Below are 17,906 nucleotides of genomic sequence, written 5' to 3' on the forward strand. Positions count from 1 at the left end.
CTAAAGGTTGTTGCTTGGCTCATTGGACGTATCCATACCCTTTCGCCACATAGTCGAAGGTCCGCGCGACTGGCGTACCCGATGAGTTTCTAAATCTGATGGTGAAGCCCGAAGCGGTCTTTGCCGTTATCTCGGAGTAGTCGCCCGTCAGCATGTCCTGCCCGGCGATTGCTATCCCACTGAGCACATAGTAGGGCGGCGAGAAGTTGATCGTGCGCCCTAACGTCGACACCAACAGATCGTTCTCACCGATGATGCGGTCCGGCATGTCCACGGTTACGCCGAGCGCTTCGACCACCGGAGTGACATCGAACTGCAGAGACAGAAGCCGAGCACGGAACCGGTAGGCTCGAGCCGATACATCTGCTGTCGTAAGCTCCGCCCAGTCGCTCCATGTTGGCGATCCGGATGGATTATCGTTGGTCGAAGAGACCTCGACGCGCACGTTCCACAAGGAATCGGACGCCAGGCCGAAATACTCCGACACGCCGAACCAGTCGGAACGCGTGAACAGATCGAGACTCGCGACTTCACCGAAGGCGCTGATGCTGGTCGAAACACGCGATGTGTAGACAGCGCCGAGGTCAACGATGTTCGCAAACTCGTATGTCCCTTCCGCCTGAAAGCCCCCGATCGACAGAAAGAAGTCGTCGACCGAAAACCAGTCGACGAGCTCGAAGACATCCGACGCCGTATCGAGCCGCAGTGCGCCGCTCGCTGCCACGACGTTGGTCTTGCTTCCCGTGAACCCGGGATCTTCTTGCAAAGCCTCGACAGCGTTGAAGGCGGTCAGTGGGTTGACCGTGCTAACCACCAGCGCCGCATTGTCCGACATCAGGCCGGCATAGTTCACCGCTTTGATCAGGTAGGTGCCGACCATCGCCGGAACCTGCGCCTGCGAGCCAACCACGTTGGTCCGCAGCTGCGATGCCGTCTGCCACGTCGCCCCCGCGACCGCCGGCGAGAACCGGATTTCGCTGTGAGAGAGTGCCTGATCGACCTGCAGCGTCCATTGCAGCATTGCCACGTCGCCGCTGATGGCGACCCGGAAGTCCTCGATATCCGCAGGATTGGAGGCGAAGATAGCGCAGATGAAGGACCCCGTCAGGAAGCCGGACAGCTCGCCGTTCGCGAAGACGGCACGGATGCGAACATCGTAGACGCCCGTCGCTAGATCCACGAGACGGATGGCCGGCGCGCTGACGCTCGACGTGGTGATCCATTGGCTGTCGCCATTCGCCCGGTACTGCACGATATACGAGGCAGCAGCGCCAGCATCCGGCGCCTGCCAGGCCATGTCGATGGCTGATGTAGCCGGCGACGTGGTCCAGACAGTCTCGACATAGGAGAAGCCTGTCGGGGCCGAGGCGCGATAATCCGGAACCGGCGCAATCCCTGTCTCGAACTCCGGGATCGTGCCGGTGTCGGCAGTGAGGATCGCCGGAGCGTCGTCAACAAGCTCGATGCGAGCCGATAGATCCTGCCGCGCGGAAACGCTCTTGACGCGAAGCACGACGCTTTCGAAGCCGTTCTCGCCAAACAGAGCAAGATCGCCAGTTGCCGGCAGCTCACCCGTGTCTGAAAACGCGAAGCTCCTGAACTCGCCATCGATGCCAGCGACTTGACGCACCAACGTCGAGCCGTCAGCCAGGCGGAACCGCATGGAATAGCTCTTGCCGGCCTCCATACGCAGCGTGTCATCGAGGACGACACCATCGGGCGACGAACTCACCGACCGCACCCTCGCCGACCCAGACCCCCACAGAACGATGTCATGGTTGACGCGGACACGATCGCCGCGCGTGCAAACGAGGTTTTCGAAGTCGGTATCGAGAGAATAGGTCTCGCGCTGCAGCCGAAGCTGGGCAAGATGGTAACGCCCATGCTTCCAGATCAAGTCCTTATCGGTGACACCGGAAAAGTCGAGACCCTCGAACTTGGTTGCGTTGGCTTCAGTATAGCCGTCATCATAGACGACGCGCTCGTCGTTCAGGTAGCCGTTGTCACGGTTGATGAAGCTGACGCGGAAGCCGTGCGGCATGTCGACATAGGCGCGCGTGGACGAGAAGTTTGCCGAATTCCGGGGCGAGAAGTGCTGGACGATCGGCGAATCCGCGATATCCCAGACGACACCCCACCGCCCATCGCGAAACGATACGGCAGCGCGGCCGGCGGCAGCGATCTCGGTGAGCCGGTCATAAACCGACTTCTGATCGTTAGCCACGAGGTCGAAAGTGAATCCCTTTGCTTCGCAGTAATCGTGCCAATCCTGTAGGCTGACGAGGTCAATCGATGCGCCATCCACCGGACGAGCGTTCCCATTGCCCTGCAAAACCTGCCGAAAGTGATCGGCTGGATTGCGGGTAACCTGGCCGGAAGACCATGTCGTGCCATTCCATGCCCTGATCTTCGGGCTGGCAATGCAGTTGAGCGTGTTGACCGTGCCGTTGAGCTGGCCCGTCGCCCTGATCCGCATCGCGATCAGCGTCAGCGGCTTTGAGAAGCTGATGACCGGATCGTTGCGCCGGCCGCGTACGGCCGTCCAGTAGACGGTCTCGGCAACATTGTCCTTGCCGCTATAGTCGGGCGAGGACTTGCTCAGCCGGACATCGTATTTGCCACGGGTGACAGCCTTGCTCAGCGTCCGCCGTATTGCCTGCGGCGAATTTGCCGTCAGATCAAAGGTGCCGAGTGCGATCCAAGTACTGGCGCTGGAGAGCTTGTACTGAACATCGACGGTGACCGTGTAGTTGACGCGGGAACCATCTTTTGCCTTCAGCCGATACACGCCATTTGGCGCGCCGACGTCCACCGAGATCTCGTCGACATTGTCTGCCGTAGTTCGCTGCACCCATCCGGTAGGCCCGTCCAGCTCAACAGAGACATCCTCCTGGTAGACTGGCTTGGTATAGAGGGTAACAGGCGTGACGGTGTGGTCTTCGATGATCTCGTAGTCGACATCCTCGAATTTAGAGATTTCAGTCTCGGCGATCTTCAGATCAGAGACGGCAATCGGCCCATAGCCGACCACGAAGAGCATGCGCAGATACTGGTCGTCGCCGACCAGCTCAGTGTATGCGCCAGCTGCGTACGGCGGGGAGATCCGGTGCGTGCCGAAGATTTCGGGGATTGCGCCGTATTGCGCAGCCTGGTTTTGCGCGCCGCCGATTGAATAGAGCGTTGTAGTGTTGGGCAGCGACGAAGGCTTCGCCACCGGGAACAGCGCGTTGATTGCCAGTGTGCCAGCAAGCGAAATGCCGGCTCCGATTAGGCCGGTGGCAAGCGCTCCCGCGGTGGTGCCAACCAAGCCCGGCAGCAATGCGCCCGCCAACCAAGGCGCAAATACAGCAGCTGCGAGAGCCACAACAAGGCCAGCAATCGCGCGAAGTGCGCCCTTCCCTGGCACCTTAACGATGTTGACGGAGACTCCTGGCTTGATGCGCACGCGCGGCCAGTTCTTCTGCTCGATGACGTGGCCGCCGATGGAGACATGCAGACGAACAGGCTTCAGATCACAAAAAGAGATGATTTCTTCGATCGACAGGCAGGCCGGGACTTCGAAATGCTCGCGCTCCTCACGGAGAGGCGAACGACGCAAATAGACGTCGACCATCTCACCAGGGGCAATGATCTGGGGCGTCACGCTTCGGGCTATCAACATGGATTGTCCTGTAGAACCCGGTGATCCGGTCGCGCCATCGCACGTCGGCCATCCGTTCAATTTGAGAGGGGTGCGGCCCTTCCGAGTGCAGCATGCGCCCGGCGCCTACGAATACCCCGACGTGGCTGTCGTGCCGTCCGGCGCGCATCAGGACGCAATCGCCCATGGCAGGAGTTTCGACTTTAACCCAATCGCGCTCGCGCTCCGCCTTCATCAGCGGCCCGATATCGCGGCGGTCAAACCGCCTTGCCTCCATCTCGGCGACATAAGTGGGCACCAGAATTCCAAGAACGTCGCGGTAGTAGAGGTAGAGGACGCCCCAGCAGTCCGCCCCGTCGTAGCCTCGGCCGTGCGGGACGTAGGGGATCCCGATAAAGCGCTCCATCAGAACAGTCCTGGGAATGCGCCCGGCGTGAACTGGCCAGCTGGATGCGGCTCATTGATCAATGCATCGGCCACAAGCGTGGCCGTGATCGTATGATCTCCGATCGTGACGTCGGACATCTGCAGCGCAGGCATGGTGATTTCGACGGTATCGAGATCAGATGCAAAGATGATCTCCATCATGACACTGGCTGGCGTAGCGAAGCTCCGCAGAACGGCAACGAGCGAGCGATCAATGTTGTCCATCGTCAGCTGCACACGCGGCGGGCTGTCGCCGCGATCATCCGGAAGCGTGAATTCAAACGGCAGGTATAGGTATTGCTCGCCGCGGCTATCCGTCCCGTAAACCAGCGGCTCCTCCGAGAGGCGCGTCGTGGCATCGCTGGACAAATAAATCGGCTCTTCAAGATCCTCGTGCGTGACCGTCAGCAGACAGATCGGCACCTCTCCGGTCTCTTGCGCGAAGGCCGCGCCAAGAAAGTTTGGCGAAACGTTGCGGCTCATGGCAGCACCTCAAGCGCGAATGAAACCTGCCATGAGTTGCCATCAAGCGATGCCTTCGGCGGCTCCTTGATGCGGACAAGCAACTCTGCGCCGCCGAGCCTATCGGGGAACCAGAACGCCTGCGCGCCGTCGCTAATGACATCGGAAATAAAACTGAGGAAGGAACGATACTGACCATAGGTCATGATCATGGTGCCGTTTTGGTCCCAGACGTTGGATGTGGTGCGCCGACGGGCCTTTGCAGGCCCGATCGACGTTTCAGAATATATGACGTTATTGGGCCGCGTTTCCTGGTAGGAGGAAAGTGTGAAGCCCTTCGGCAGATCATTTGGCCAGAAAGCTGTCATCGTCTCGCCAATCCACTTTGAAGGCCAAATTGCGACTGCACCGCCCCGCGGGACCGTGAGCCTGGCGTTGACATCTTGTCGGCAACCATATCGTCGATGACCATCTCAATTGTCTGACCAGAACTCGTATTTCGCTTTGTCTGCGAAACCTTGGAGCCGTTGTTGTTGATGATCTTGACCTCGACGTTTGCTCCCGATGCGGATGCACGCCCCGATGGCGACAGTGTCGGCGCGACGAGTCCGCCCCTCGCCAAGTGAGCAACGGTTCCGGAGTTGATGGCATCCAAGAGCCGGCGATGCCTTCTCGTGGATGCTGCGTTGATGACGTACTCACCGTTGGAGAGCATCGCCGGAACGCTATCGCTCGTCGGGCCACCTGGGCCAGTTACGTGGCCGCCATCGGCAAAGAGGCCGATGCCACCGCTTGCGGCAAGCTGGCCAGATCCGGCGAATGGAGTTCCCATTAGGAACTTCAGCCACCCGCCCCCACCGCTACCGCCGCCGCTACCAAAGGAGGCAAGCCCATTGCTCAACTGCCCGAGACCATTGCCAAACTGACCAAGGCCGCGTGTAGTGTCGCTGGTCTGTCCAGCGAGCTTGTTGAGCGCGTCAGCCGCCGTCTTCGAGGACTGAACCTCAAAGTGCATGGCATCTTTCTTGGAATTCCAATCGCCACCCCACGCCAGGCCGTTTTGTGCAGCGAGAGCACTTACACTGGACGGCATGTCGGTAACGAGACGCCTGCCCATCGGGTTGGTGCCAGGATTGATGTCGATGGCATCGCCGAACGCGTGGTTCGACAGCTTGTTTGTCCCAGCAATGTTCCGGAAGTTGTAGCCGCCCAACGACTTTATCTTGTAGCCGACGCCCTCTAGACCATCGATCAGCCCCTGAAAGTTTGCAGCAAACTGCTTATTGACACTGGCAACCAAACCGTTGCTCGTCGACACCTGAGCAAGATCGATGCCTGTCTTGGTGGAACCGGCTGGTATAGCGGCCAGCGGGGTGCGAGTGACAGCAGTTACCGGAGCCTTGCCGCTTACCGCTCCCGTTACGGCTGTGGAAATCGCACCACTGATGCCGTTCGCCGCGCCGCCGCCCTGCCCCGTTACGCTCCCGATGATCCCGTTGATGATCTGATCAAAGAGTTTGTCCCAGAGCTTTGATACTTGGTTCAGAATCGCATTCTGGATGGCGTCCGCAAATGCCTTGCCGATATCACCGCCATTGTTCAGCAGTGCGTTCTTGAAATCGCTCGCGAACGAGTGGAGGTCGTCACGTAGTTCGCCGGTTTTAATCGACTGCCTGATCTGGCCGGCTTCTTGGCTGTTCAGATCTTCCGGCAGGCCGTACTGGCGGAGTGTCGTGGTGACTTTCTGGTCTTCTTTCGACAGCGAGTCATATCGCATGTCGTTGAGCAGATCCTGCGAGAGCTTCGCCTTTGAGAGCGTCTCCGAATACTGCTTATAAAGATCAACCTTCTTCTGGATCTCGGCGCGCTGCGCGTCCGAAAGCGAGCGACCCTTGTCTTCCGCCTGCTGAAACAGATCCAGCGCGAAGCGAGCCGCATCTGCCTCAACGCCATATTTGCCTAGAAGGCCGATTTCCTGCTTGACCTGGCCGATGCGGTCATCGGCCGCTTTCTGCAAGTCTCGATAAGCGTTAGCCGCCTTGGTGGCGGCTGTCTCGGCGGTTTTTGCAGCCTTTTCTGCGCCAGGGAGACCCTCAAGCTCAATGTTTGGACGCCGCTCCGGCGTCGGCCCAATTTCCGGCGTCATAAAGCCGGGGTTTTTTATACTGTCGTCACCCGGCTGGGCATTTGTTTCTAACTTGCCGGTCTGGGGGTTGAAACTCCGCCACGTGGACACCGGCAGGTTTCTTGACGCGGCATCATTGACCTTCCCGACGCTTCCGGCGGCCGTTAGAGCGCTGGCTGAAAGCTTGTCAAAGATGTCCTTGAATTCGGAGATCGCAGGGATGCCGGTGCTTTTCAGAGCGGCGGCAAGGGCATCTTGAACTCTTTGGACATCTGCCGTCTCAACCTTCCCATCGCGGGCAGCATCGGCAAATTTCTTAAATGCGGTCTCAACGCCCTTGATGATCTCAGGGTCTTCGCCAGCCAGACGTAGGTCGGCAACGAAAGCTGCGACTGAAATACGGGTATCCTCGACTTCCTTTCGGACGTTCTCGAGGGTTTTCGTATTGATGATGGTCGCACCCTCTTTGAGGTCTGCGGCATCCTTAGCGCGGGCGAGCTCATTGGCGTATTCGCGCAGGGCCGGGATTACGTCACCCCATCGCGCCGCAAGATCCTGAATAAGTTGAGCCTGCTCCTTGAGCTTCTCGGCGCTTTGATCGCCGCCCGTTGCGACAGATTGGAAGTATTGGATCGCAGCTGCACCGCCGGCTATCAGCCCGATCGTCACCAGGGAGACGGGGCTAATCAAGCTAGTAAAAGCTGCGGCCAGCCCGCCGATAACCTGCTTGCCGTTCCCCATCGTCGCGAGGACCGACGAAAGCTGAGTACCCTGCTGCAGAGCGATCTGCAGCGGGTTCATGCCCATCGCCGAGGTTACGGCAATATCTTGGAACTGCGCTGCGATATTCGCGGTCTGGAATCCGCCGCCATTACGTTGTGATGGCGTAGCCGCTAAAGCGGCATTGCGCCCCTTGATCGCGGCCGTCGATGCCAGCGCGGCCTGCCGTTCCCGGCTGATGGCCGTGGCCATTTCATTGGCAGAAATTGCACCAAGCGCGTGCGCCTGCTTGATGTCAGCAACGGCGGTCTTGTACTGGTTGATAGTGGCAAATAGCGGCGAATAGCGAGCCCGAAGCCTTTCAAGCTCCTTGCCCTGATCCGCAAGCGCGCCGGTCCATTCCTTTGACGCCGCCTTGCCGATACCAACCATACCGTTGATGCGATTTTGCAGAGTCGACGAAACAGAGCTGTCGATCGACTTGCCGACGGCGGTAAACTGCTTCTGAACACTGCCAGCCAGCGTGCCGAGATCCTGCTCGATGCGCTTGATGCTGCGGCGGAGTGTGGCCTGGTCGGTCGAGATACTGATAATCAGATCGTCGGTATTGTCAGCCATGCTGCGCGCATCCTAGAATTGAAAAAGCCCGCGCTTGGCGGGCCTGGGGGATTGAATGCAGATCTGCAAAGAGTGCGGGCAACAAAAACCGGATAACGAGGTTCAACTCGGGATCTGCGACAACTGCTTCAACTACGGAGCTCGGTCGGACGGAACGCGGCGTTCAAGTGGCGGCAGCAGCCGCGGTCAAACGCAAAACTCGGATGTAATCCTGACAACCTCGATTGATGTGCCAAATCGGCAAGTCGATCGGGTGATCTCAATAATCGCTTCAGAGGCAGCCCTCGGGATGAACATCTTCCGAGATATTGCGAATAGCTTTCGAGATCTGGTCGGCGGCCGGGCGGACTCGTCACAAAAAGCATTGAAAGAAGCGCGCCTGGCCTGTCTAGACGAGCTCCGGCGGGAGGCCGCCGCTTTGGGAGCAGATGCGGTGATTGCCGTCGATCTAGACTACAATCAGCTATCCACATCTGGCAGCGGCGGCGGCATCCTATTCGTGGCCGCAAGCGGCACCGCCGTTAAGCTGGCGCCACTCTAGCCATACTTCGCGACCAATGCCGCCAATTCATCCGCGCTCGGAGCCGCGGCTGGTTCTTCTGCGCCCTGCGCTTCGTTGTGGCCGTTGATAGCCTCGAAGAATTCCGTCAGCGTCGCAGACCAGAAATCGGCAGGCCGCCAGCCGAGCCCGCCAAGACCGATCCGCATCCATTGGCGGAAAGGCATCTCTTCGTCTCGCTTGTGGTCTACGCCGTCTCGCCGACGGCTTCCGCGTTTCCCTCGTCACCATCGAAGTGATGTGCCAGGATCACCGAGAATGCCGCCGCGCAATCCGGGAAATGCTTCAGCTTGATTTTGGTAATAGCCTCGAGCGCGTTGCCCTTGACCGTCAGAAGCTCAATGCCGGCGAGCGTAGCCGCGGCCTCAACGCCTGACAGCCGCATAAACAGATCGTTCAGCGACTTGCATTGCAACCGGGTGGACACGGCCGACAGACGACCCATCTCAGCGGCAAGCACGAGCTCGACGCCGTCGATGACGAGGCGCGCTTCGCCGCGCGCCTCATTGACTGCATGCTTGTAGGTGGTTTCAACTGCTGTGGCAGCCATGGTTTTCTCCTCTTTCGCCATGATTAGGGTTCGAGCGTGAACGTCAGAACGTCAGCAGCAACGAATGTCGCGCTGAATTCCAGGTTCGGCTCGACGTCGCCGCTAAACGAGAAGTCGGTCACCATCCACGCGCCGGTATAGGTGCCGTCGCCAGGAACGATGACCTTGGCATTGAACGCCTCGGCCGCGCGCACGTGGTTCATGAAGATGTCAGATGCCGCGCTCGACACGAAGTTGCCGGAACCACTGAAGGTACGGTTCGAGATGCCTGGCCGGCTGGTCTTCTGGACTGGGCCGCCTGGATTGGTGCAGCTCGGGATCGTGGTATCGATCTCGGATGCGGACATGTTGAAGCTGCGGGTCTTGAGACCGCAAAGGTTCGTGAAAGTTTCCGTGGGGCTTCCGCCGTCGCCGATCTGAATCAGCAGGAGGCGGCCAAGCTGCTGGCCATCTGCCATGTGCAAGTCTCCAATTTGATGTGGTGGTGGGTGGCCGGCGCGAAAGCTACGGCTTTTCGGTGTTGGCCACGAATTCGATAACCGCGTGGCTGGTCAGCCCGTCAGAATCGCGGAAAGTCCGCGTCTGTCGGTGCATGATTGAAATCAGTCGATTGGTCGGCAGCGCGATCGGTGCCAGATGCAGGCTTTCGACGACAGCGTCAGCAACCTGCTTTACTTCAGGAAATCCCGGCTTCGTCGACCAAGCATGAAGCGTCAGATAAACCTGTCCGCCGCTAACGCACGTTGCGTCGTCGCGAATGGTCTGCGCCTCACCTATGGTGACATAGGGATAGGTTACCGGAGACGGCGGCTGGTCGTACACCCTGCCCTGCACGAGCACAGTCAAAGGCGCATCCGCCTTCAGGCGGCCGACAAGGGCACCCTGTAATTCAAGTTCTGCGCTGGCCATCGGCTATCCCTTCCCCATTGCCTCGCGCACCGCCCTGTTGACGGCCGCGCGGATCTTGGCGGAAGCCTTCTTTTTGTACGCGCGCCAGGTAGGGAAGATGTAAGGTTGCGCAGCACTGCCGGGGTGCATCCCAGTGCCGCTTGCGGCCGCATTCTTCTTACCCAGGACCGTTCCGCCGCCCTTGACGGTGCTGTGCGGTGCGGTCCCGAACTCCAGAAAACGCCAAATGTATTCCGCGAACACGCCGGCGGCTGACGGATCCTTGGTCTGGGCAATGCCGACCTGCTGCTTATTGGGATTGTTGGCCAGGCGCTCGCCGCTGAAGCTCTCGCGGTATTCGAGTGTTGCGCCAGTCGGAGCGCGCTCGCGCATCAGTTCCGCGGCCTCTTCGGCAGCCTGTAGCTTCGCCTCAGCAGCATACTTCTCGACGTTCGGCGCCAATTGATTCAGCCGGCGCATTAGCGCGTCGCGCCCTTTTAGCTTTGCCATCATCGCCATCAGGTCGCGACTCCCTGCGTGGCCATGATATCCAGCCAGGCGTTCTTGTTGTCTGGATCGACAGTCGCCGTGATATTGAACGATCGGCTCTGCTGCCGAGCATCGACAGCGCGCCACGCGGGGGACACCGCTCGCGCAGCAGTGCACGATCTGATCCGGATGATGAAGGGCTGAACACCGGTGAGCCTCGCCGCAAGTACCGGCTCACCGCCCTTGAGCGGAATAAGCTCGGCCGCTGCAGTAAACTTCGTTTCCCAGTCGCCAGACTGCTCATTCCCGAGGCCGTCATCGACGATCGCTCGGCGCTGGAAAAGTAGCTTTTCACGCAGTTTGCCTGCGCCGCACGCATCGGTCATTTGCTGTCGCCTTTCGGACGCTGGCACGCCACCGCCTTGCCGGCCGCTTTTGCGCCGATCGCGCAGGGTGTGGTTACAAGTGCAACCGTGTCGGCTTTGTAAGCGAGTGTGACGGCGGGCGTAGCCCGCCAATCATAGTCCCCCAGAAACCGAACCCACGGCATTAGAGCGCAACGCCTGGGTACTGGATCCCCATTGCAAGCACACTGGTCGACTTGGCGAGACCCAGAAGGCACACGTATTCACCAGAGCCTACGTCGGCCAGGGCACAGATGCCGCCTGGAGTATCGGAAAGGTAGTAGGCGCTGCCGGCGACGAGCGTGCCGCCGATGGTGATGTCGCCAGACTTTTGGAACGCCACCGGCTGGCCGACGGATGCACCATTGAGGGCAATAGCCTTAGCCTGCCGTGCCTCCGCTGTGGCCGAGTTGCTGTCGGCGAGCATCCACCGGTTGGTGGTGGCGGCCAGATATATGGCCTTGCCTGCAGTGATGGTTTCGCCGGCGATGCCTGCGTCGCGCTCGGCATTGCTTGCTGCCAGGACGTTCGCTGGCGTGATAACGATGTCTGCCATGTAATTTCTCCTGCGGCCTACGCGCCGCGTCTATAATTGCAAAGCAGCGCGTCGAACGCAGACCAGCCGGGCAGCGCGTCGTTTTCGCGCTTCTCGTAGGCTTCAGCGATCCAAAGCAGCATTGCGTGTTTGATGGATGGCGGCAGGGCGACGTAGCCGACGACTGCTGTCAGCGTGATGCGCGACCCGTTGCGTGGCGCCGGCCACTGCTTGCCGTATGCCGGCACGATCGAAGCCTCGAGGCCATCAAGCCGCGGCTCGGTATCTCCCGCAACAACGATCGAGTCTGTGCCGTCTGTGGCCACATATGCAATGGATGTGATCGACTGCACCGGCGCCACTGGAAGCCGCGCAAAGTCGCAGAAGTCGTCGCATTTCACTTCGACGGTCTGCGTCGCCAGAGGCGTGTTGCAATACCGCTCAACGTAATCGCGGGCAGCAGAGATCAGAGTCTCGAAAAGCGCGTCGTCGTCATTATGGAGAACGACGCACTGCCGCTTCGCTTCCTCGACGGATATCGGCTCATCAGGCGCCTGCGTCACCTTCTGTGGAAACCACATTCGCCTTGCCCTTCTTGGTCTTGATCGGCGCGGGTTCGGCGCCTGCCTTTTCAGCAAAGCCGGCCGCGATAAGGCGGTCTGCCTCGTCATCTTCGAATTCGTACTCGTCGCCAGGCGACAGGTTGAATTCTGGGCCGGACAGACCGGCGGTCATTTTCAAAAGCATGTCGCCTCCGGATTGGATGGCGGGCCAGCCCATGAGGGCCAGCCCGCTTGCCGATTAGGCCTGCTTCAGGTGCTTGATGGCGGCCGTGTCGCCAAGCTCGCCGTCAAAACGGATGTACCCGGCCACGCCAAGATTCGGCCAGAACCGCTCGCGCATCACTCCGATAACCGGAGAGCCGACCTTGCGGACAAAGTACTTGCCGAAGTCGCCAAACAGTACCGTCCTATTGCCGGTTGCGATGCTGGCAATTGCCTGGTTGATGGCATAGCGGTAACCGAGCAGTGAGCCTGGAACACCCTTGGTGACATCGCCCATCTGCCACAGATAGTTGCCCTGGCCGTCTTTGAGCTTGCGGATTGCCGCGAGCGTCAGGTCGTTGAACTGGAAACCAACCTTCGGGGCCTGGCGGTACGCCGGATCGACGGAATGGACCAGATCGATCAACTCGTCGGAGGCGATGGCGACCGCCGAGGCCGCAGTCTTGCCAAGGGTCGATGCGGTCGCAACGCCGTTCGGTGCGGACGAACCTGTACCGACGGTGAGCTGCGAATTCGCGACGCGGCCCAGGCGTTCGCCCAGCAGGGCGCCGAGAAGCGTCTCCATATTGAAGATGCTATCCTGCGCGAGCTCAAACGAGAACTTCACGAATTTCGTGTCGTACACGTACGCATCGAGCTGCTTCTGGCCGAAGACAGCGTCAGCGGAACCGTCATCGGTGATGTCAGCTCCTTGGGTGTGAGCGTAACCCGTGCCGGATGTATCATCGATCGTCGGGAGCAGGATGGTGTTGCCGCCGGACGTGTTGATCTCGGTCGTCACACCAGAATCGTACATCGGCCCGAAGGCCTTCATCGACTTGATGATCTCATTCGCCAGCTCGGTCGGCACAGTGTAGCCGCCGGCGGCGCCACTGGCAGACGACTGCGCACGGTACTCCTCACCCTGCTGGACGCCGGCCTTAAGCACTGCGCGCTCTTCGGGCTCCAGCGCACCCAGGTCTGCACCTGTGGCGATGTATTTGAAGAACACCGAGCGATAGCTCAACGGATCGCCGACGTCGGAGCCAGGTGCACGATCTTCGCTACCGGCGCCGGGTCGGCGCTCTTGGCGGCGCTGCTCAAAGCGCGCTTCGATTGCAGCAGTGCGCTCTTCGCGCTCAATCTGCTTTTCGATTTTGTCGAAGTCGCCCATGATTTTGTCGTGTCGGGCTTCGAGCTCCGCAGTGCGAGCTTCATCGGTGTTCTTCTTGATTTCGTCGAGGGCCTCGCGAGCCTGTGCAACAAGGCGGCCGCGCTGCTCCTGCATTTCCTTCAGGGACATGCAATTCTCCAGATATGTATTTTTGGGTGGGTTGAATGGCAGGACGTTCGTCCGGCCCTCCGGCTGTCGGCCGGGTGACTACGAGGCGTCCTGCCGGATGCCCCGAATTCGTTGTTCCATCGCGGCGCGTTTTTCGGCGACGCGACGGCGCGCGGCCGCGGCGTTTTGCGCGGCACCTTCGGCCCTGGCCGCCTCAAGCGAGCGAAGGCCTACGCTGGTGTCGGGATAGGCTGGGAAAGTCACGATCGAGATTTCGCTTATCTCAACCTTTTCCAGGGTTCGGCTGGGCGGTTCCGTTGTATCGTCCCAGCTCTGCTTAACGGCTCTAAAGCCAAAACTCATGCCGTTGACATCGCGACGCTCGACAAGCGTGCCGACGTCTTTCCCGAGGGTAGTGTCAGGCAGATCAACCTCGAAGCGTAGTCCGACGTCATCCTCCCATAGGCGCAGCGTGCCGCTTGTCGTGCGGCCAAGCACGTTGTCGCTCTGATGGTTGAAGAGGCAGCGGACGTCGCCCTTGATCGTCTCGGAGAAAGCGCCCGGCGCGATCTGCTCGATGAAATAGTCTGCAATACCGGTTGGGGTATTGAACTTGGCCGCGTATCCGGCGAGCGTCTTCGCGCCAGTGTCGTCGGCGCGAAGCTCAATCTGTTGCGCGATGCGCTTCTCTGTGTCGGTCATGCCGCAACGGCCTCATCATCGGTATTGTTGTCGTTGGCAGCCGCCGCAGCCGGTGAGGTGCCGAGCGGCACCGTCGCACCTTGAATGTAGAGTCGGTCAGCTGGCCCGCCTTCAGCTGGCAGGTTTTCCAAGGCACGGATCTCGTCTGGCTTGCGGATGCCGTTTTGGATAGCAATTCCATAGCCTTCCATGCGGGTCTTAAAGTCGCCTCTAAGGAGACCATCGAGCGCATGCTCTATATATCGGCCGCTCGCGCGGCCAAAGAACTTCAGGTTCATCTCGTCCTCGAGCGCCTTCGCCCACTGGCCGATCAGGTGCTTGACCAGGTGCAGATCCTGCTGCTCGGCGTTACTGAACGTCGCGCGTGTAAGATCCTGCAGAAATACTGGAGGCAGCTGCCATGCACGCGCGATCTCCTCGACCTGGAATCGGCGCGCCTCGATCATCTGACCCTTGGCAGGATCGATCCCGACGGGCGACAGTTTGTAGCCGGCCGGAATTGGGAAGATTGGCTCGTCCGCGTTCTTAGCTGCATCCACAGACCGCTTGATATCAGCCTGTGCGCGCTTCATCGCTTCGGCGCCGGCCGGCAGAGGCCCTTCCAATGCGAGCGGAGGGACGCCGCCACCGGCAAAGAAATTCGAACCGTAATCATTCATGGCCAGCGCAAGCTGGATTGCCTTAGACGCCTTGTTTATCGGCCCATAGTGCCGAAGCCCGCAAGGCTTCAGCATGAATGGCACGTCAATCACATCGGCCGCGTCGTAGGTTTTACCTTCGAATTCGTAGGTGACCTTAAAGCCGACACGCTTGATGTTGGTTTTCGTCGGATCCATTGGCCATAGCGAGTCGATGCCCTGCGGAGTACGCTCGATGTAGGCCAATCCGCGGCCGCCGGTAAAAACCTGCTGCCAAAACCACTGCCAAAATTTGAACGCGCCGACCGTGTCGTTCGGGGCCGAGTTCACGACCATCTCGAGCCTGCCGCCAATACGCTCGCCGCTGCCCTTGCGGGTGCGGTAGGCGTGCCGCGGCAACGCCGCCAGGGTGCGGGACATGAATGCCACTGCAGCCATGACGGCCGGTACGTTCAATGCATTGTCGATCGTGACTTGTGGCAGATTTGCGCTCTGCACGCCGAAGAACGCCAAAAAATTTTCGGCGCTCACCGGCACTGTCGGATTTTCAATACTCGCGCGCGTTTCCGGCGCTTTCACCGCGTCGTGGCGGGAAAACCAATGTTTGATAGCCATTACGCCGCCATTAGTTGGAAGTTCGGATCATCCCAGGGGGAAGCGACGGGCGCGATTTCAGCGCCGCCGTCTGCCGCCGCGCCGGCGGCCATTGCAATAGCGACCGCCGAGTCGATGCGCACCGAAGCACGTGTTTTCACAAACCACCTGTTTCCATGCGGATCCGGTGGATGGTTGAATGTCGCGCCCATGAGTGCCGACATCAGGACTGGACTGCTGCGAAGCCGGATGCGCCCATCAATGATGAGGTTTTCCAGTTCAGTTACAGAGCCGGGCATCCATAGCCCGAGCGGCGCTTTTTGACCGGCGGCCTTAGCTGCATCGAGGCGCGCCTCAGATGGCCTGGCCCTCACCTTCCCGCCTTGCGGATGGGGTAAGGTCTCGGCCTCTACACCGAACGCATCGAGCTCATCCTTGAACTTTGCGAACGCGTAATTGTCATAAGCGATAGACCTGATGTTGTAGGTGCTGTTGATCTCGGCCACTCGAGCGGCAATTATGTCGAAGCGGACGCGGGGGCCAGGTGGAGCATTCAAAAACCCGTCCCGAACCCATATGTCGTAGGGCTGTTTGTCTGCGGCGGTGCGTGCCGCCAGTGTATCGCCCGGTGTCCATGCCTCAATCCAGGCATCATAGGTCGGCAGGACTGCTATGGTGCTGTCGGCTCGAACGACTTCGACCGTGCCAGTCGGCACGGCACACGCGACAACAGCCATGTCCTTGGTGCCAGCGAGGTCGATGCCCAGGTAGACATCCTTGCCGGCGTGCTCCTCTGGATCAAACGGCGCCATGACCGTCTCGACCGTTGCACGAGACATCCAAGCCTTGTCGGCGTCCGTCCAGACGCAGAAGTGCAAGCGAAGAACGTTATTCAGCTTGCCAGGGACTGCCCTCGCCTCGGTAACGACACCGGCGAGGTAATCAGCCGTCAAAATTGTACCGAGAAGCGGATTTGCCTTCACCCAGCACGACGGGTCCGTCATCGGGTCGTCGTCTTTGTCTAGGCCGCAAATAAAAGCAAAGACGCTGTCGCTGCCCTCCCACGCCTCACCAACGAAAGTAAAATCGTCGTCAGGCGTTTGGGTGCCGGCCACAACCTTGACCGCTCGCTCCCGCTCTTCCCAGCAGACTGAATTCCTGTCGCTACCGGAGTTTGTGATCATCAAAAGCAGAGGGTTCTGCCGAAACTTGAAGCCGCGCTGCAGCATTTCCATGATGCTGCGGTCAGGGTGCTCATGAACCTCATCGCAGAGCGCGAAATGCGGTCGCGGCCCGGAACCGGTCTTGCCTGCTTCTTTGGAGATCGGGCGGAAGAACGACTGCGATCGGTGATGGGCAATGTTGAATTCTTTGCCCAGGCCGCCGCTGAATTTCAGCCGATCGTTCAAGGCTGGTGCCTGCCGGACCATCTTGCACGCGTCCTGAAACAGGATCTGCGCTTGGTCTTTTTTTGCTGCGGCCGCATAAATCTGCGCGCCCGGCTCATCGTCGGCCATGAGGCCATAGAGGCCAATGCCGCCTGCGAACGGCGACTTGCCGTTGCCTTTGCCTTCCTCGATGTAGACCGTGCGAAAGCGTCTGCTGCCGTCTGCTCTTCTCCATCCGAAGATGGAACCTAGTTTGAAGGCCTGCGACGGATGCAGCTTGAACGGCTTGCCGTCGAACTGGCCGTCGCTTAGGCGCAGTCGCTCCTCGAAAAAACGGAAAACTCGCGTGGCAGCCGCATCATCCCAATACAAGCCGCGCTCATGGCCATTGGCCAGATCAGCAAGATGGCGGCGGCAAGCATTGCGAACGTGAGGGCCGGCAATGGTAGCTCCGTCCAGAACACTTCGAGCATAAGCAGACACGCGCTTTAGTGCTGCCCCCTCAGTCGAGGAGGTCGTCTTTCTCTTCGTCGCCATCCGGCACCGCAACCTTTGTGGCGTCAGCCGGGGTCGCCCCCATCTGGCCGAGGCATTGCCTGAGAAGGTTCATCGCCTGAACGCCCACATCCTGATTGGCCATGATGCGCCCCTGGATATTCGCGGCCATGCCGACGAGCATCCGGTGCGATTCCGTCAGCCAAGGAATCTCTTTTTGGAAAAGGAGCCACGCCGAGCGCGACTTATTTGTTTCTGTATCTGTCAGCCATTTTGGCGGAGCCCCGAGCGGGCCTTTGCCTTTGGGCTCTTTGCGTCCCTTGAACCGGCCGGCATTGATCTTGTCTCTCCCCTCGGTCTTCGCTTTGCCGAGGGGATTTCTCGGCCGGGGCATGGGGCAAAATCCTAATCAGGAGGGGTCAACTTTTGAAGTGCAGATGCCTGCACGATGCGGCAACACCGGTTCCTCGGGGCGCCATTCCACAACTTTGGAGCACCCCCTCCCCATCAGAGGGGCCAGCCGTCCGGCCCGAACCGGACGACGGTCTTGCCGTTGTCCTCGAGTTGCCCGCGCGAGGCATGGCATGGCCCGCATGTTGAGACGAATGGTCCGCTGTAGAAAAGCTC

At 59.8% G+C, this 17,906-nt stretch carries 20 protein-coding genes; 1 reads left to right on the plus strand and 19 read right to left on the minus strand.

Annotated features, from left to right (window positions below; all coding sequences use genetic code 11):
- Nucleotides 1-19: 19 nt before the first annotated feature.
- Genes GR197_RS25100 through GR197_RS25120 form a run of 5 tightly spaced genes read right to left on the minus strand, consistent with a single transcriptional unit; the run spans nucleotide 20 to nucleotide 7,991 of the window.
- Nucleotides 20-3,643, minus strand: coding sequence for a host specificity factor TipJ family phage tail protein (locus tag GR197_RS25100; RefSeq protein WP_348643296.1), 3,624 nt, complete (start codon nucleotides 3,641-3,643; stop codon nucleotides 20-22).
- A complete protein-coding gene (locus GR197_RS25105) occupies nucleotides 3,615-4,046 on the minus strand; it encodes a C40 family peptidase (protein WP_164014466.1) in 432 nt (143 codons plus the stop codon). The genes GR197_RS25100 and GR197_RS25105 overlap by 29 nt, the downstream gene beginning before the upstream one ends.
- Nucleotides 4,046-4,549 (minus strand): DUF1833 family protein, encoded by a 504-nt coding sequence (locus tag GR197_RS25110; RefSeq protein WP_164014468.1) that lies wholly within the window; start codon nucleotides 4,547-4,549, stop codon nucleotides 4,046-4,048. Before GR197_RS25110 ends, GR197_RS25105 begins: the two co-directional genes overlap by 1 nt.
- Entirely contained in the window at nucleotides 4,546-4,896 is a 351-nt protein-coding gene (locus GR197_RS25115) for a hypothetical protein (protein ID WP_164014470.1), read from the minus strand. Before GR197_RS25115 ends, GR197_RS25110 begins: the two co-directional genes overlap by 4 nt.
- A complete protein-coding gene (locus tag GR197_RS25120; RefSeq protein WP_164014472.1) occupies nucleotides 4,893-7,991 on the minus strand; it encodes a M15 family metallopeptidase in 3,099 nt (1,032 codons plus the stop codon). The genes GR197_RS25115 and GR197_RS25120 overlap by 4 nt, the downstream gene beginning before the upstream one ends.
- 55 nt (nucleotides 7,992-8,046) lie before the next feature.
- On the opposite strand from GR197_RS25120, the gene GR197_RS25125 reads away from it, so the two are divergent.
- Entirely contained in the window at nucleotides 8,047-8,532 is a 486-nt protein-coding gene (locus GR197_RS25125; protein ID WP_164014474.1) for a YbjQ family protein, read from the plus strand.
- On the opposite strand, the gene GR197_RS25130 is transcribed toward GR197_RS25125, so the two are convergent.
- The 14 genes from GR197_RS25130 to GR197_RS25195 form a co-directional block, all read right to left on the minus strand.
- Nucleotides 8,529-8,717, minus strand: a complete 189-nt coding sequence (locus GR197_RS25130; RefSeq protein ID WP_164014477.1) for a phage tail assembly chaperone — start codon at nucleotides 8,715-8,717, stop codon at nucleotides 8,529-8,531. The genes GR197_RS25125 and GR197_RS25130 overlap by 4 nt on opposite strands.
- Before the next feature lie 20 nt (nucleotides 8,718-8,737).
- Nucleotides 8,738-9,100: a hypothetical protein gene (locus GR197_RS25135; RefSeq protein ID WP_164014479.1), complete on the minus strand. Its 363-nt coding sequence runs from the start codon at nucleotides 9,098-9,100 to the stop codon at nucleotides 8,738-8,740.
- 23 nt (nucleotides 9,101-9,123) lie between these two features.
- On the minus strand, nucleotides 9,124-9,558 hold the full coding sequence (locus GR197_RS25140; RefSeq protein ID WP_164014481.1) for a phage tail tube protein: 435 nt from the start codon (nucleotides 9,556-9,558) through the stop codon (nucleotides 9,124-9,126).
- 46 nt (nucleotides 9,559-9,604) lie between these two features.
- Nucleotides 9,605-10,009 carry a DUF3168 domain-containing protein gene (locus tag GR197_RS25145; protein ID WP_164014482.1) on the minus strand — a complete coding sequence of 135 codons (405 nt, stop codon included), beginning with the start codon at nucleotides 10,007-10,009 and terminating at the stop codon, nucleotides 9,605-9,607.
- A gap of 3 nt (nucleotides 10,010-10,012) precedes the next feature.
- Nucleotides 10,013-10,507, minus strand: a complete 495-nt coding sequence (locus GR197_RS25150) for an HK97 gp10 family phage protein (RefSeq protein ID WP_164014485.1) — start codon at nucleotides 10,505-10,507, stop codon at nucleotides 10,013-10,015.
- Nucleotides 10,507-10,863 (minus strand): head-tail adaptor protein, encoded by a 357-nt coding sequence (locus tag GR197_RS25155; protein ID WP_164014487.1) that lies wholly within the window; start codon nucleotides 10,861-10,863, stop codon nucleotides 10,507-10,509. Before GR197_RS25155 ends, GR197_RS25150 begins: the two co-directional genes overlap by 1 nt.
- A gap of 163 nt (nucleotides 10,864-11,026) precedes the next feature.
- On the minus strand, nucleotides 11,027-11,437 hold the full coding sequence (locus GR197_RS25160; RefSeq protein WP_164014488.1) for a hypothetical protein: 411 nt from the start codon (nucleotides 11,435-11,437) through the stop codon (nucleotides 11,027-11,029).
- Nucleotides 11,438-11,454: 17 nt separating this feature from the next.
- On the minus strand, nucleotides 11,455-11,997 hold the full coding sequence (locus tag GR197_RS25165; protein ID WP_164014490.1) for a head-tail connector protein: 543 nt from the start codon (nucleotides 11,995-11,997) through the stop codon (nucleotides 11,455-11,457).
- Nucleotides 11,963-12,163 (minus strand): hypothetical protein, encoded by a 201-nt coding sequence (locus tag GR197_RS25170; protein WP_164014492.1) that lies wholly within the window; start codon nucleotides 12,161-12,163, stop codon nucleotides 11,963-11,965. The genes GR197_RS25165 and GR197_RS25170 overlap by 35 nt, the downstream gene beginning before the upstream one ends.
- A 54-nt stretch (nucleotides 12,164-12,217) precedes the next feature.
- Nucleotides 12,218-13,483: a phage major capsid protein gene (locus tag GR197_RS25175; RefSeq protein ID WP_164014494.1), complete on the minus strand. Its 1,266-nt coding sequence runs from the start codon at nucleotides 13,481-13,483 to the stop codon at nucleotides 12,218-12,220.
- 78 nt (nucleotides 13,484-13,561) lie between these two features.
- On the minus strand, nucleotides 13,562-14,164 hold the full coding sequence (locus GR197_RS25180) for an HK97 family phage prohead protease (protein ID WP_164014496.1): 603 nt from the start codon (nucleotides 14,162-14,164) through the stop codon (nucleotides 13,562-13,564).
- Nucleotides 14,161-15,417 (minus strand): phage portal protein, encoded by a 1,257-nt coding sequence (locus tag GR197_RS25185; protein ID WP_164014499.1) that lies wholly within the window; start codon nucleotides 15,415-15,417, stop codon nucleotides 14,161-14,163. Before GR197_RS25185 ends, GR197_RS25180 begins: the two co-directional genes overlap by 4 nt.
- Nucleotides 15,417-17,321 carry a terminase large subunit gene (locus GR197_RS25190; protein ID WP_246724687.1) on the minus strand — a complete coding sequence of 635 codons (1,905 nt, stop codon included), beginning with the start codon at nucleotides 17,319-17,321 and terminating at the stop codon, nucleotides 15,417-15,419. Before GR197_RS25190 ends, GR197_RS25185 begins: the two co-directional genes overlap by 1 nt.
- Nucleotides 17,287-17,673, minus strand: coding sequence for a hypothetical protein (locus GR197_RS25195; protein ID WP_164014501.1), 387 nt, complete (start codon nucleotides 17,671-17,673; stop codon nucleotides 17,287-17,289). Before GR197_RS25195 ends, GR197_RS25190 begins: the two co-directional genes overlap by 35 nt.
- Between the last annotated feature and the right edge of the window lie 233 nt (nucleotides 17,674-17,906).

The organism is Rhizobium phaseoli (assembly GCF_010668805.1).
GTDB classification, from domain to species: Bacteria; Pseudomonadota; Alphaproteobacteria; order Rhizobiales; family Rhizobiaceae; genus Rhizobium; species Rhizobium phaseoli_A.

What these genes read in the sequence shown, in the direction of transcription:
- GR197_RS25105 (WP_164014466.1), bottom strand. Translation starts at nt 4,046, where the DNA reads ATGGAGCGCTTTATCGGGATCCCCTACGTCCCGCACGGCCGAGGCTAC.
- GR197_RS25110 (WP_164014468.1), bottom strand. Translation starts at nt 4,549, where the DNA reads ATGAGCCGCAACGTTTCGCCAAACTTTCTTGGCGCGGCCTTCGCGCAA.
- GR197_RS25115 (WP_164014470.1), bottom strand. Translation starts at nt 4,896, where the DNA reads ATGACAGCTTTCTGGCCAAATGATCTGCCGAAGGGCTTCACACTTTCC.
- GR197_RS25120 (WP_164014472.1), bottom strand. Translation starts at nt 7,991, where the DNA reads ATGGCTGACAATACCGACGATCTGATTATCAGTATCTCGACCGACCAG.
- GR197_RS25125 (WP_164014474.1), top strand. Translation starts at nt 8,047, where the DNA reads ATGCAGATCTGCAAAGAGTGCGGGCAACAAAAACCGGATAACGAGGTT.
- GR197_RS25130 (WP_164014477.1), bottom strand. Translation starts at nt 8,717, where the DNA reads ATGCCTTTCCGCCAATGGATGCGGATCGGTCTTGGCGGGCTCGGCTGG.
- GR197_RS25135 (WP_164014479.1), bottom strand. Translation starts at nt 9,100, where the DNA reads ATGGCTGCCACAGCAGTTGAAACCACCTACAAGCATGCAGTCAATGAG.
- GR197_RS25140 (WP_164014481.1), bottom strand. Translation starts at nt 9,558, where the DNA reads ATGGCAGATGGCCAGCAGCTTGGCCGCCTCCTGCTGATTCAGATCGGC.
- GR197_RS25145 (WP_164014482.1), bottom strand. Translation starts at nt 10,009, where the DNA reads ATGGCCAGCGCAGAACTTGAATTACAGGGTGCCCTTGTCGGCCGCCTG.
- GR197_RS25150 (WP_164014485.1), bottom strand. Translation starts at nt 10,507, where the DNA reads ATGGCGATGATGGCAAAGCTAAAAGGGCGCGACGCGCTAATGCGCCGG.
- GR197_RS25155 (WP_164014487.1), bottom strand. Translation starts at nt 10,863, where the DNA reads ATGACCGATGCGTGCGGCGCAGGCAAACTGCGTGAAAAGCTACTTTTC.
- GR197_RS25160 (WP_164014488.1), bottom strand. Translation starts at nt 11,437, where the DNA reads ATGGCAGACATCGTTATCACGCCAGCGAACGTCCTGGCAGCAAGCAAT.
- GR197_RS25165 (WP_164014490.1), bottom strand. Translation starts at nt 11,997, where the DNA reads ATGTGGTTTCCACAGAAGGTGACGCAGGCGCCTGATGAGCCGATATCC.
- GR197_RS25170 (WP_164014492.1), bottom strand. Translation starts at nt 12,163, where the DNA reads ATGCTTTTGAAAATGACCGCCGGTCTGTCCGGCCCAGAATTCAACCTG.
- GR197_RS25175 (WP_164014494.1), bottom strand. Translation starts at nt 13,483, where the DNA reads ATGTCCCTGAAGGAAATGCAGGAGCAGCGCGGCCGCCTTGTTGCACAG.
- GR197_RS25180 (WP_164014496.1), bottom strand. Translation starts at nt 14,164, where the DNA reads ATGACCGACACAGAGAAGCGCATCGCGCAACAGATTGAGCTTCGCGCC.
- GR197_RS25185 (WP_164014499.1), bottom strand. Translation starts at nt 15,417, where the DNA reads ATGGCTATCAAACATTGGTTTTCCCGCCACGACGCGGTGAAAGCGCCG.
- GR197_RS25190 (WP_246724687.1), bottom strand. Translation starts at nt 17,321, where the DNA reads ATGGCGACGAAGAGAAAGACGACCTCCTCGACTGAGGGGGCAGCACTA.
- GR197_RS25195 (WP_164014501.1), bottom strand. Translation starts at nt 17,673, where the DNA reads ATGCCCCGGCCGAGAAATCCCCTCGGCAAAGCGAAGACCGAGGGGAGA.